Genomic DNA, 12,831 nt, shown 5'->3' with positions numbered 1-12,831 from the left:
GGATCGGAGCACCCTGAAATTTGATCCGGCACACCTTCCCGCCTCCCCCCTTGGACTAAGCTGTAATAGCTAAAGAGTTGCCATCATTGGCCTTTTTGCCAAGGAGGAGAACATGGTCAAGTACCGAAACATTCTGGTGGTGATCAATCCCGAGGAGGAGCGCCAGATTGCGCTCGAGCGCGCGGTCAAGGTCGCCGAGCTGGATGAGGGCGCCCAGCTGACCCTGCTCCTGACGATTTACGACTTCTCTTACGAGATGACCGCCATGCTCTCGGCAGACGAGCGGGAAGAGATGCGCCATGGTGTCATCGCCCAACGTCGGGAGTGGCTCGACGAGATCCTCACTCCCTATCGGGCCAGAGGGCTGGAATGCGAGGTGAAAGTGCTCTGGCACAACCGTCCCTTCGAGTGCGTCATTCAGGAAGTGCTGGAACAGCGTCACGATCTGGTCGTCAAGGCGACTCACAAACACTCCTTCCTGCAAACCTTCATCTTCACCCCCACCGACTGGCACCTGCTGCGCAAATGCCCCTGTCCGGTTCTGCTGGTAAAAGAAGGACACTGGCAACGGGGGGGCAACCTGATTGCCGCCATCAACTGCTCGAGCGATGACAAGGAGCAGAAGGTGCTCAACGAGCGGATCACTCGCGAGGGGATCGCCATCGCCGAGCTGCTTGGTGCCAGTCTCTATCTGGTCAACACCTACCCGGGCACCCCGGTCAATGTCGCCATCGAACTGCCAGAGTTCGATCCCAACGCCTACAACGATGCTATTCGCAAACACCATGAAGATCTGCTGCGGGAACATGCCGATCAGTTCGGCATCAACCACATGTGGACCAAGGTGGCGGAAGGCTTGCCGGAGGAGGTGCTGCCGGACATGGCGGACGATCTGAATGCCACCCTGATGATCATGGGATGCGTCGGCCGTACCGGCCTCTCTGCCGCCCTGCTTGGCAACACCGCCGAGCACGTGGTGGACAGGCTCAACTGCGACATTCTCATCCTCAAACCCGACGATTACAGCTGCCCTGTGGATGACAGGCGTCATCCTGCATAAGCGTTTCTTGCCCTCCCCCGGGACATGGCTATAATAAGCCGCTTATTTTTGTCCCGGGTTTGAGGCCATGCTAGAAGAGCTTAACGCCAAAGAGAAATACAGTTTCAACAAGCTGCAGAAACGCCTGCGGCGCAACGTGGGCCAGGCCATCGCCGACTTCAACATGATTGAAGAGGGTGACAAGATCATGGTGTGCCTGTCTGGCGGCAAGGACAGCTTTGCCATGCTCGACATCCTGATGAGCCTGAAGGCCAGCGCCCCCATCCATTTCGATCTGGTGGCCGTCAACCTGGATCAGAAACAACCCGGCTTCCCCGAGCACGTGCTGCCTGAATACCTGAGCACCCTCGGCATCGACTTCAAGATCGTGGAAGAAGATACCTACTCCATCGTCAAGGAGAAGGTACCGGAGGGCAAGACCACCTGCGCGCTCTGCTCCCGCCTGCGCCGCGGCATTCTGTATCGCACCGCCCAGGAGCTGGGTTGCACCAAGATCGCCCTTGGCCATCACCGTGACGACATCCTCGAGACTCTGTTCCTCAACATGTTCTACGGTGGCAAGCTCAAATCCATGCCCCCCAAGCTGGTGAGCGACGATGGCAAGAACGTGGTGATCCGCCCCCTTGCTTACTGCAAGGAGAAAGACCTGGTGCGCTATGCAGAGGTCAAGGCCTTCCCCATCATCCCCTGCAACCTGTGCGGCTCCCAGGAGAACCTGCAGCGCCAGGCCATCAAGCAGATGATGCAGGAGTGGGATCGCCGCTTCCCGGGCCGTCTTGAGACCATGTTCACCGCCATTCAGGACGTGATCCCGAGCCACCTGCTTGATCACCAGCTGTTTGACTTCAAGAGCATCAACCGCGACTCCGGCATCATCGACGGTGGCGACAAGGCATTTGATCCGCCAGAGCTGCCCAAGGCGCCGCTGCTGGACATCGACGAGATGGACATGCTGGACGTGATTGAGGTGCGCTAAGCCCCGTCACCCACAGAAAAGGAGCGCCAGGCGCTCCTTTTCTCATTCTGGCAATCTGCGGACTCGGGTCGCTACCCCTTGTGCAGCCAGGGGGTCAGGCGCAGGATCTCCCCTTGCAGTTGCAGCTTGCCCTGGGCAAACCCCTTCAACTGCGCATTGCTGATCAGCAGTTGCCCCTGCTGCCAGGAGACGGCCTCCTGACAGGCACCCTCCACAAGGTAGGCTGTGCCTGCGGGCGCCACCATGGAGATCCGCACCCCTTCCATCTTGGGCAGGAAATACTGGCCGACCATGCCGGCCATCTTGTCGAGCAATCGCTGCATCTGCTGCTGGCGCGAGACGAGCTCGGCCAGCGGCACCTCGGGTGTGGCGGGGGCGTCGGCCATCACCTGTACCGACAGATCGCAGGCAGCGTGGGCCTCGGTGAGCCCCACCACCACGATCGCCTTGTCGAGGTTGAGATCATCGTCATAGGGCAGACGCAGTTCGCCATCCACCGTGACCTCGGCGGGCACATCCCTGTCCGGGGTCGAGACTCGGGCCGAGGTGAGCCCGCATCGCCGACCGTTCTGTTGACTGGCCAGATAAAAGCCCAGTCTGGCGTGGCCAAATTCCCCCTTGGCGAAGGTCTTCATCTGGCTGTAGAAGGTGCCGTAGTCGAGTTCAAGGGACAGCTCAGCCTGTCCCAGCATGGGTACCAGCAGGAGCGCCGCCATCCCGTATCGCTTGTTCATATGCCATCCTTTTGCATCATGCTCCGGGCGGGTCGACACCGGCTGACCCCTGGTATCCCGTTATGCGTTGAAATGATCCGGGCCCTGCCCGTCGTTGCCACTGGCAACCTCGGTCACTTCGACTGCCACCCCACACAGATCCCGGTAGAGAATGCCCTTGCAGTTGAAGTAGAGCGGCGCCACCCAGATAAGTCCCAGCCCCATGGGGATGAGCGCCAGGAAGAAGAGTGCCAGCATGACCCCGTGCAGCAGCACTATGCTGGGCCAGCCCCGGGCAAAGAGCTTGAGGGAGACCAGAATGGCCTGAGCCGGGGAAAGACCGCGCTCCAGCACCAGAGGTACGGTAAACACCAGCCCCATGCCCACCAGGGCGGAAGGGATGAAGGCCAGCATCACCGGCACGCCCAGCAGCTCGAACAGGGGGCCAAACAGGCTGGTGATGAGGCTGCCGAGCAGACTCAGGCTGCCCAGGCGCAGGAAGTGGCGGAAGAAGTCGAATACCTGGCTCGGCCGGGCGCGCACCCCCACCGACTGCTGCAACCCCAGCATGTCGAGGGAGGAGGTCATGGGTGACATGATCACCGTGACCAGCAGGCTCAGGATCAGGGCCATATCCATATCCCCTCCTTCACGGGCGACATAGGGCGTCAGCAAGGTATTGCTCAGCAGGATCCAGATTGCCATGACCCCGGCGATGGCCAGCGCCAATCCGAAACCGGTACGACGAGTCTGTTGCCACCCCTCTTTCAACACCCCTTGCAGGTCCAGACGATATCCCTGGCTGAGGGACTGTTCGAGGGTTCCACCGATCCGCATTCTATTACTCAATTGACTGTCCAACATTCACTGACGACTGATCCAAGGTGGCACATTATAGCGGTTTGAACCGGCATGCGTAGCCGTTTTTCCTGTTATCTTCCGTTCAGAAAGCCATTGATACCAAAGGCCTTGCAGCCCTTCTTGACGAGATTCCCCTCACCCTTGGCCCCTCTGTCCAACGGGAGTAGGATGATGGCGCACGCTGGCGGACGAGATGTCCACTGGCTCTTCTCTTTCACACAAGGAAAACGGTCATGTCCGAACTGACGCTCTATCTTGCCCCCGGTACCTGTGCCATGGCGGTACGCATCGCTCTGGTGGAGGCCGGTGCCCCTCACCTTGTCAAGCGCCTGGATCTGGCCGCTGGTGAACAGCGCAGCCCCGACTACCTCGCCATCAATCCCAAGGGGCGAGTCCCGGCACTGGTGACGGAGCATGGCGTGCTGACCGAAACACCGGCCCTGCTGCTCTACGTGGCCCAGCGTTTTCCTAACGCCGGGCTGGCCCCATTGGATGACCCCTTCCTCCTGGCCAGGATGCAGGAAGTACACAGTTTCCTCGTCTCCACCGTCCATGTTGCCCATGCCCATGGACGCCGTCCCGGCCGCTGGGCCGACGATCAACAGGCCATGGCTGCCATGCAGGCCAAGATGCCCCAGAACATGCGTGATGGCTTTGACCAGATTGAGCGCCACTATCTGGCCGGCCCCTGGGTACTGGGGGAGCGCTTCAGCCTGGCCGACATCTACCTCTTCGTGATTGCAGGCTGGCTCGAGAGCGACGGGGTAGCCATCAGCGAGTTTCCCAAGGTGGCGGATCACTATCAGCGCATGCTGGCCCGCCCCGCAGTGCAGGCGGCGCTCGCCCTCTGATCTCCGCGCGCCGGTTACGCCTTTTTGTACGGGCAACATCCGGCGACGCCTCTCAGACGGGTGCTCTTCTGGCACCCGTTTCTTCTGAAATTGCCCTGTCACTGAGATCGTTTTCACATTTTCGTCATCACTGCCTAGACCCGTTAACGGTTAACACCTATCTTTCGCCCTAATGACGCAACCGGTTGCGTAACCGATTGCCCAACTCAATATCCATATGCGGTCCCAGGCCGCCGAGGTGCTGTATGAAACGAGGCAAGCTGCTCAATGCTCCCTTAAGCGCGCTGGTCGCGCAGATGGGCCACACCGACGAGATCACCGTCTGCGACGCTGGCCTGCCCATTCCGACGGGGCCGGAGCGCATCGATCTGGCGCTGATGGCGGGCACCCCCAGCCTTGAAACCGTACTGACCGCCTTGCTCACCGACCTGGTGGTGGAGAAGGTGATCATGGCAAGCGAGATCAAGGCGATCAGCCCCGCCGCCCATCAGGCGCTGGTGGATCAGCTGGAGGCGCACGCCGCGGCTCAAGGCAAGCCCATCGCCATCGAATACTGCCTGCACGAAGCGTTCAAGGCTCGCTCCCGCCAGAGCAAGGCTATCGTGCGCAGCGGCGAGGTGACTCCCTACGCCAACCTGATCCTCTGCGCCGGTGTGGCGTTCTGACATTCTTCAAAGAAGGCCTCTTCAAGGAAGCTGCAAATGAGCACAACCTCCCCCCTCTCACCCATTCTGGAGCTGACCGGGATCGTCAAGACCTTCCCCGGTGTGCGCGCCCTCGACGAAGCGGGTCTTCGGGTCTATCCGGGCCAGGTGATGGCCCTGCTCGGCGAAAATGGCGCTGGCAAGTCGACCCTGATGAAGGTGCTGACCGGCATCTACCAGGCCGATGCGGGCAGCATCAGCTATCGCGGCCAGCCGGTTCACTTCAAGGGCCCCCGTGACTCTCAGGATCAGGGGATCAGCATCATCCACCAGGAGCTGAACCTGCTGCCGGAATTGTCGATTGCCGCAAACATCTTCCTCGGCCGCGAGCCCCGCACCCGTTTTGGCAGCATCGACCACAAGCAGTTGCGTGAGCGTGCCAGCGGTCTGCTGGCACGGCTTGGCGTCAAACATGGCCCTGATACACGACTCGGAAGTCTCTCCATCGGTGAACAGCAGATGGTGGAGATCGCTAAGGCGCTGTCGTTCGATGCCAGCGTCATCATCATGGACGAGCCCACCGATGCCCTCACCGACACCGAGACCGAGCAGCTCTTCACCGTCATTCGCGAACTGCGCGAGCAGGGCTGCGGCATCGTCTATATCTCCCACCGCCTGAAAGAGATCTTCGAGATCTGCGATCGGGTCACCGTACTGCGGGATGGCAAGTGGATCGGCGAGCAGGCGGTGAGCGATCTGGATGAAGACAGGATCATCGAGATGATGGTGGGCCGCCGGCTGAAAGAGCAGTACCCGCGCCTGGTGCGCGAGCTCGGCCCGGTCAGCCTGCAGGTGAACGATCTGGCCGGCCCCGGCGTGCGCGGGGTGAGCTTCTCCCTGTGTCAGGGTGAAATTCTGGGCTTCAGCGGCCTGATGGGCTCCGGCCGCACCGAGCTGATGAAGCTTATCTACGGTGCCAGCCCCATCAGCGCTGGCCAGGTGACGGTGGATGGCCACGCCCTGGTACCCAGAAGCCCGGCGGATGGGTTGGCCGCCGGCATCGCCTATATCTCTGAAGATCGCAAGGGCGATGGGCTGGTGCTGGAGCTGTCGGTGCGCGAAAACATGAGTCTGTGTGCCCTCGACGAGTTCATTCGTGGCGGCAAGATTGACGGCCAGGCCGAGCGCCAGGCGGTAGGGGACTATGTGCGTCTGTTCAACATCAAGACCCCGAGTCAGGATCAGCTGATAAAACTGCTCTCCGGCGGCAACCAGCAGAAGGTGGCCATCGCCAAGGGGCTGCTGACCCGGCCCAAGGTGCTGATCCTGGATGAGCCGACCCGCGGCGTCGATGTCGGCGCCAAGAAGGAGATCTATCAGCTCATCAACCAGTTCAAGAAGGAGGGGATGAGCATCATCCTGGTCTCCTCCGAAATGCCGGAAGTGCTCGGCATGAGTGATCGCATCATGGTGATGCACGAAGGACGCATCAGCGCAGAATTCAACACCCGCGATGCCAATCAGGAGAAGCTGATGGCAGCGGCAGTCGGTAAACAGTGGCAAGCAGAGCAAGAGGCAGCACAATGACAACCCAAACCCTTTCCCGCCGCGGCGTCATGAGCAAGGCCTGGTGGATCGAGAACAAGTCCCTGGTCGCGCTGCTGGTGCTGATCGGCGTGGTCTCCTTCCTGAGCCCCAACTTCTTCACCGCCGACAACCTGCTCAACATCCTGCGCCAGACATCGGTCAACGCCATCATGGCGGTCGGCATGACGCTGGTCATCCTCACCGCCGGCATCGATCTGTCGGTCGGCTCGGTACTGGCCCTGTGCGGCGCCCTGGCCGCCACCATGGTGGCCATGGAGCTGCCCATCGGCCTGGTGATCCCCCTCACCCTGGGGGCCGGCGCCCTGCTTGGCAGCATCAGCGGCCTCATCATCGCCAAGGGCAAGGTACAGGCGTTCATCGCCACCCTGGTCACCATGACCGCCCTGCGCGGCGTCACCATGGTCTACACCGAGGGGCGCCCCATTTCCACCGGCTTCAGTGACGGCGCCGATCACTTCGCCTGGCTCGGGACCGGCTACCTGCTGGGTCTGCCGGTGCCCATCTGGCTGATGGCCATCGTCTTCCTGCTGGCCTGGTACCTGCTCAACCACACTCGCCTGGGCCGCTACATCTATGCCCTCGGCGGCAACGAATCGGCCACCCGCCTCTCCGGTATCAATGTGGATCGGGTCAAGCTCGCGGTGTATGGTCTGTGCGGCATGCTGTCGGCACTGGCCGGGCTCATCGTCACATCCCGCCTCTCCTCCGCCCAGCCCACCGCCGGCATGGGGTACGAGCTGGATGCCATCGCCGCCGTGGTGCTGGGGGGCACCAGCCTGATGGGGGGCAAGGGCCGTATCATGGGTACCCTGATCGGTGCCCTCATCATCGGCTTCCTCAACAATGCCCTCAACCTGCTCGACGTCAGTTCCTATTACCAGATGATCGCCAAGGCCAGCGTGATTTTGCTTGCCGTGATGATCGATAACAAAAGCAACCGTTAACAAGCCACGCCACACACAAGGAATGAAATGATGAAAAAGCTCAATACCCTGCTCGCTGCCGCCATCATGTCCGTGCTGGGCACCGCCCAGGCCGCGGATCACACCCTGGCGATGGTGGTCTCCACCCTCAACAACCCCTTCTTCGTCACCATGAAGGAGGGTGCCGAAGCCAAGGCCAAGGAGCTTGGCTACGAGCTGGTGGTGCTGGACTCCCAGAACGACCCGGCCAAGGAGCTCTCCAACGTGGAAGATCTCACCGTGCGCAAGGTCAACGCCATCCTGATCAACCCGACCGACTCCGAAGCGGTGGGCAACGCCATTCGCCTGGCCAACAAGGCGAACATCCCGGTGCTGACCCTGGACCGCGGCGCAGCCCAGGGTGACGTCAAGGCCCACATCGCCTCCGACAACGTGGCCGGTGGCAAGCTGGCTGGCGACTTCATCGCTGAGAAGCTGGGCAGCGGCGCCAAGGTGATCCAGCTGGAAGGGATCGCAGGTACCTCCGCCGCCCGTGATCGCGGCGAAGGCTTCGCCCTGGCGGTCACCGCCAACAAGCTGCAGGTGCTGGCCTCCCAGCCCGCCGACTTTGATCGCACCAAGGGGCTGAACGTCATGGAGAACCTGCTGGCCGCCCATCCGACCGTGCAGGCAGTGTTCGCCCAGAACGACGAGATGGCGCTGGGTGCCATCCGCGCCGTGCAGGCCGCCGGCAAAGAGGTGATGATCGTGGGCTTTGACGGCACCGACGATGGCAAAGCCGCCGTGGCCAAGGGTAAACTGGCCGCCACCGTGGCCCAGCAGCCCGCCCTCATCGGCGCCATCGGCGTGGAAACCGCCGACAAGGTGCTCAAGGGTCAACCGGTGGAAAAATCCATCCCGGTACCGCTGCAAATCGTCAACAAGTAAGTTGTTGGGGGGAGGTTCGCCTCCCCTCTCTTTTTCCGCCAGTGCCGCCTGGTCTGGGTCCACCCAGACCAGGATGTACTCAACCAAGGGTGATAGGAATGAATCGTCTCGTAGTCCTCGGCAGCGTGAATGCGGATCATGTGCTGCGCGTCCCCCACTTTCCCCGCCCCGGTGAAACCCTGACCGGCCACAGCTATCAGGTCGTTCCCGGCGGCAAGGGTGCCAATCAGGCGGTGGCCGCCGCCCGCCTCGGCGCCCCTGTCTCCTTCATCGCCCGCATCGGTGATGATGCCATCGGCCACCAGATGAAAACCGGGTTTGCCAACGACGGCATCGATGTCAGCGCCGTCGAACTCGACCCCAGGCTCCCGACCGGCATCGCCATCATCTATGTGAGCGACGAGGGGGAAAACAGCATCGGCATCTCCGCCGAAGCCAATGGCGCCCTCACCCCGGCCGTAGTGCAAGGTCACGAGGCAATGATCGCCGCCGCCCACACCCTGCTGCTGCAACTGGAAGTGCCGCTCGAGAGCGTGCAAGAAGCGGCCCGTCTGGCTCGTGCCCACGGCACCCGGGTGGTGCTCAACCCCGCCCCCGCGCGCCCGCTCTCAAGGGATCTGCTGGCGCTGGTGGACCTCATCACTCCCAACCAGACCGAGGCCGAGCTGCTGACTAGCATCAAGGTGACGGACGAAGCGAGCGCCCGTGAGGCTGCCGCCCGCTTCCACCAGATGGGCATCGATGAGGTGATGATCACCCTGGGGTCTCAAGGGGTCTATTGCAGCAAGGGGAAGCAACAGGCGCTCATGCCGGGTTTTCGGGTCAAGGCGGTGGATACCACGGCGGCCGGGGATACCTTCAACGGCGCCTTCCTGGCGGCCGAGCTCGCGGGCGCCGACTTTGACGCTGCCGTACGCTTTGCCCACGGGGCGGCGGCACTCTCCGTCACCCGGTTTGGTGCCCAGAGCTCCATTCCGAGCAAGCAGGAGGTCGATACCTTCCTCCTTGAACAGACTGCGCAGGGGCACTGATGGCCAATATCAAGGAGGTGGCTGCGCTGGCGGGGGTGTCGACCACCACCGTCTCCCACGTCATCAACGAGACCCGCTTCGTCGCCGAAGAGACCCGGGAGCGGGTCTTCGCGGCCATGCGCGATCTCAACTATGCCCCGAGCCTGGTGGCCCGCAGCCTCAAGGTAAAGGAGACCAACAGTATCGGCATGCTGGTCACCACCTCCAGCAACCCCTTCTTCGCCGAGGTGGTGCGCGGGGTGGAGCGCTACTGCTTCGAGCAGGGTTACAACCTGATGCTGGGCAACACCGAAGGACAGGCCGAGACGGCGCTCTCCTACCTCAAGATGATGCTCAGGAAACGGGTCGACGGCCTGCTCATCATGTGCAGCGAAGGGCAGCAGGAGGTGTTCAACCAGCTCGACTGGCTCAAGAGTCTGCCGGTCGTGGTGATGGACTGGGGCATGGAGAACGGCGAGGTGGATCTCATCGCCGACAACTCCCATCGTGGCGGCTACCTGGCAACCCGCCATCTGCTGGGACTGGGTCACACTGCCATCGGTTGCATCACGGGCCCCCACAGCCGCGCCCCGGCCAACCAGCGCCAGGCGGGTTTCGAGCAGGCGATGCAGGAGGCCGGGCTCACCGTCAATCCGGGCTGGATCCAGGAGGGAGACTTTGACTGCGCCAGCGGCGCCGCCGCCATGACCCGCCTGCTGGCACTGCCAGAGCGTCCCACCGCGTTGTTTGTCTGCAACGACATGATGGCCATGGGTGTCATCAGTGCCGCCCATCAGGCGGGGCTGGTGATCCCTCGCGATCTCTCCATCGTCGGCTATGACAACGTGGCGCTGGCCCAGTTCATGTCCCCCCCGCTCACCACGGTCAATCAACCGAAAGAGGAGCTGGGCCGCCTCGCCGTCACCCGGCTGCTGGCGCGCATCAACGGCGAGCCCATCGCAAACCGCATGATCACCGTGGATCCGGACCTGGTGATCAGACACTCCTGCGCTCCCTTTTCCTCACCGGACAGCAAACCAGTTTAAGTGCCAGCAAGCAGCAGAAGGGCGGCCATGAGCCGCCCTTCTGTGTATTGTCTCCTTGGCATCGGCCCCGAGACTGCATAAGCCACCACTCAACTTAGCTTGAGATCATCCTCTTGCTGCGCCTCTCCCCGGGGAGCCAGGCGCAGCAGCCCCAGCGCCGTTGCCAACGGCTGGAGCAGCGCCTCGTACCCGGAGGGTGCTGGCAGCCAGTAGCGAATTGGCCAGCCCGCTTGCAGCAGTTCGGGGGCGCTGCTGCCAAGCTCGCTCAGCGCCAGCATGCAGCCACACTCGCGCATCTTCTCAAGCAGGGTGGCATCCTGTATCAGCGCAGGCAATGCCAGGATCAGCCTCCCCTGTGGCAAGGGGGGCAGGCTCGCCAGCAGAGGGGCCAGCTGGGCAGGCTGATGAAGCCTTACCAGCAAGGTGCCACTGCATGGCTCTTCTGTCAGCCATCGCGCCATCACGGGCCCAAGGACACCACGCTCCTGCATCCAGCCCACGTCACAGGGCTGCTGGCTCACCCGCCAGCGCAGGCTGACCGCCGTTACCTGCACGCCCTGCTCGTCTCTCATCGGCTCGCAGAGGGTCTCCAGGGGTGAAGGGGCGGCCCCCGCCAGCCATTCCCGCAGTTGGTGCAGCTGCCGCTGGGCCATGTGGAGATCAGCCTTCATCGCACTCTGATACCACACCAGGGTGGTCCCCTCACGCTTGGCCTCGTTCAATGCCAATATGGCATGCTCCAATAGCTCATCGGCATCCTCGCCACCCTCGCGCCTGGCCACTCCGAAGCGACACGCCAGATCAAAGCTGCTTTCCCGGGTCACAAACTCAAACTGCAACAGACTCACCATGGCGGCCATGCGGGCATCGAGATCTCCCTCTTCGTCGTCCAGCACCACGGCGAACTCATCGCCCCCCAACCGGTACGCACGGCCGGGGCATGCCTGACGCAACCGGGCCGAGACCGCCTGCAGCAGGCGATCACCAACCTGGTATCCGAGCAGATCATTGACCTGCTTGAACCGCTTCAGATCCAGCACCGCCAGCGCCTGGACCCGGTCTTGCAGCAGGGATTGCCTGAGCTGCCCCTGCAAGGCCCGACGGTTGCCAAGCCGGGTCATGGGATCGAGCAGGGAGAGGCGACGATTCTGCAGATTGGTCCGAATGAGGGCAAATACCAGCACACAGCCCATCACCAGCAGGATCAACTGCCAGATCTGGATCCAGAACAGGCTCTGGCGCAACTGGTTGAGGGAGGCTTCCCGCTCCTGGCCGGAGAGGATCTGATCCCCAATCTGCTCCACCTGATGGGTCAAGCCGGTCAGCCGGACGAGGGCAAGATCGAGGGCTTTCCCCCTCTTCAGCTCCCCGGACTGCATCTGGGGATCCAGCCCCTTGAGTTCGTCAAAGAGCCGTTCAAGCACCTCCCCCAACCCATGCCTCGCCCGCGCATCGGCGGTCTCGGTACTGATCAGGAACACATCCAGCCGGTTCCACAGCAGGTCGTAATCCAGGCTCAGGGCCGCCATGTCGAGCGCCCCGGCACGGTAGAGGCGCACATCATAGAGAAATCGCTGGGACTCCTGCATTACCTGGCTGATGTTCCAGTGGGTGTTGCGGTAGAACATGTCAACGAGCTGCTCGTGCCGACTCTGCAGCAGCAGCCCCCAGAGGGACGAGAAGAGAAACAGCAGGGAAATGGCTGCAAGCAGCAGGTTATCTCGCTGTCGTCGCGTCACGGGACAACCTCGATGCGGATCACCTGCCAGACCATGTTGTTGTGGATGGCGGACACATCCATGTCGGGATGGGCCGAGAGGGGGACCAGCAGCCAGAGCGGCCCTTTATTGCGACGGGTGAGCGGTTTGTCATCCTGGTAACGCACCAGGGTCAGCGGCACCTTGGCAAACAGGGAGAGATCGACCCGCTGCTGGTAGCCATTGAGTGCGGCGACATCGATGGCGCTGGCACTATCCACCTGCTGCGCCGCCAGCACGCTCTTCAGGGTCGGGCCACGATAGCGGTGAGTGCCGAGGGTCCAGGGCGTCGCCGTCTCGAACTCCACTTGTGGCAAGGCGGCCAACGCCGCCTCATCCAGGGTGATTTCCCGCTTGTCCGGCAGGATCAGTTGCAATAGCGAAGAGGAGGAAGCCTGGGTACCGAACGAGAAAAGCACCAGCAGGAGAGAGGCCATCCCGCGCGTTGGAAAGTT

General features: G+C 62.2%; 13 protein-coding genes. 9 read left to right on the top strand and 4 right to left on the bottom strand.

Annotation, left to right across the window (positions count from 1 at the left end; genetic code table 11):
• Nucleotides 1-112: 112 nt before the first annotated feature.
• Complete coding sequence (uspE, locus tag AB5Y59_RS14210; RefSeq protein ID WP_039040780.1) at nucleotides 113-1,060, top strand: universal stress protein UspE; 948 nt, start codon at nucleotides 113-115, stop codon at nucleotides 1,058-1,060.
• 67 nt (nucleotides 1,061-1,127) lie between these two features.
• The gene (ttcA, locus tag AB5Y59_RS14205; protein WP_010674783.1) at nucleotides 1,128-2,036 is read left to right on the top strand and encodes a tRNA 2-thiocytidine(32) synthetase TtcA; all 909 of its coding nucleotides are present in this window, start codon (nucleotides 1,128-1,130) and stop codon (nucleotides 2,034-2,036) included.
• A 71-nt stretch (nucleotides 2,037-2,107) separates the two neighbouring features.
• Here ttcA and AB5Y59_RS14200 read toward each other — a convergent pair whose 3' ends face one another.
• Together AB5Y59_RS14200 and AB5Y59_RS14195 are read right to left on the bottom strand one after the other, a co-directional pair.
• Nucleotides 2,108-2,770, bottom strand: coding sequence for a DUF2987 domain-containing protein (locus tag AB5Y59_RS14200; protein ID WP_139736349.1), 663 nt, complete (start codon nucleotides 2,768-2,770; stop codon nucleotides 2,108-2,110).
• Nucleotides 2,771-2,830: 60 nt separating this feature from the next.
• Nucleotides 2,831-3,586, bottom strand: coding sequence for a hypothetical protein (locus tag AB5Y59_RS14195; protein ID WP_042017089.1), 756 nt, complete (start codon nucleotides 3,584-3,586; stop codon nucleotides 2,831-2,833).
• Between the two features lie 257 nt (nucleotides 3,587-3,843).
• On the opposite strand from AB5Y59_RS14195, the gene AB5Y59_RS14190 reads away from it, so the two are divergent.
• The 7 genes from AB5Y59_RS14190 (at nucleotide 3,844) to AB5Y59_RS14160 (ending at nucleotide 10,619) form a co-directional block, all read left to right on the top strand.
• Nucleotides 3,844-4,461, top strand: coding sequence for a glutathione S-transferase family protein (locus tag AB5Y59_RS14190; RefSeq protein ID WP_103260144.1), 618 nt, complete (start codon nucleotides 3,844-3,846; stop codon nucleotides 4,459-4,461).
• A gap of 245 nt (nucleotides 4,462-4,706) precedes the next feature.
• Complete coding sequence (gene rbsD, locus AB5Y59_RS14185; protein ID WP_139736350.1) at nucleotides 4,707-5,126, top strand: D-ribose pyranase; 420 nt, start codon at nucleotides 4,707-4,709, stop codon at nucleotides 5,124-5,126.
• A gap of 36 nt (nucleotides 5,127-5,162) precedes the next feature.
• Nucleotides 5,163-6,692: a ribose ABC transporter ATP-binding protein RbsA gene (rbsA, locus tag AB5Y59_RS14180; protein WP_368212196.1), complete on the top strand. Its 1,530-nt coding sequence runs from the start codon at nucleotides 5,163-5,165 to the stop codon at nucleotides 6,690-6,692.
• Nucleotides 6,689-7,657 (top strand): ribose ABC transporter permease, encoded by a 969-nt coding sequence (gene rbsC, locus AB5Y59_RS14175; RefSeq protein ID WP_039040774.1) that lies wholly within the window; start codon nucleotides 6,689-6,691, stop codon nucleotides 7,655-7,657. The genes rbsA and rbsC overlap by 4 nt, the downstream gene beginning before the upstream one ends.
• Nucleotides 7,658-7,687: 30 nt before the next feature.
• On the top strand, nucleotides 7,688-8,563 hold the full coding sequence (rbsB, locus tag AB5Y59_RS14170) for a ribose ABC transporter substrate-binding protein RbsB (protein ID WP_010674790.1): 876 nt from the start codon (nucleotides 7,688-7,690) through the stop codon (nucleotides 8,561-8,563).
• A 98-nt stretch (nucleotides 8,564-8,661) separates the two neighbouring features.
• Nucleotides 8,662-9,594 (top strand): ribokinase, encoded by a 933-nt coding sequence (gene rbsK, locus AB5Y59_RS14165; protein WP_201888755.1) that lies wholly within the window; start codon nucleotides 8,662-8,664, stop codon nucleotides 9,592-9,594.
• Nucleotides 9,594-10,619, top strand: coding sequence for a substrate-binding domain-containing protein (locus tag AB5Y59_RS14160; protein ID WP_041211440.1), 1,026 nt, complete (start codon nucleotides 9,594-9,596; stop codon nucleotides 10,617-10,619). The genes rbsK and AB5Y59_RS14160 overlap by 1 nt, the downstream gene beginning before the upstream one ends.
• 89 nt (nucleotides 10,620-10,708) lie before the next feature.
• On the opposite strand, the gene AB5Y59_RS14155 is transcribed toward AB5Y59_RS14160, so the two are convergent.
• Both AB5Y59_RS14155 and AB5Y59_RS14150 read right to left on the bottom strand, forming a co-directional pair.
• Nucleotides 10,709-12,358, bottom strand: coding sequence for a diguanylate cyclase (locus tag AB5Y59_RS14155; RefSeq protein WP_368212194.1), 1,650 nt, complete (start codon nucleotides 12,356-12,358; stop codon nucleotides 10,709-10,711).
• Nucleotides 12,355-12,813: a hypothetical protein gene (locus tag AB5Y59_RS14150; protein ID WP_010674793.1), complete on the bottom strand. Its 459-nt coding sequence runs from the start codon at nucleotides 12,811-12,813 to the stop codon at nucleotides 12,355-12,357. Before AB5Y59_RS14150 ends, AB5Y59_RS14155 begins: the two co-directional genes overlap by 4 nt.
• Nucleotides 12,814-12,831 lie beyond the last annotated feature (18 nt).

This window comes from Aeromonas sp. s10 (assembly GCF_040907975.1).
In the GTDB taxonomy this organism is placed as follows: domain Bacteria; phylum Pseudomonadota; class Gammaproteobacteria; order Enterobacterales; family Aeromonadaceae; genus Aeromonas; species Aeromonas caviae.
Note: the sequence above shows the minus strand (reverse complement) of the source record. Positions and strands in the feature narration are given on the sequence as shown.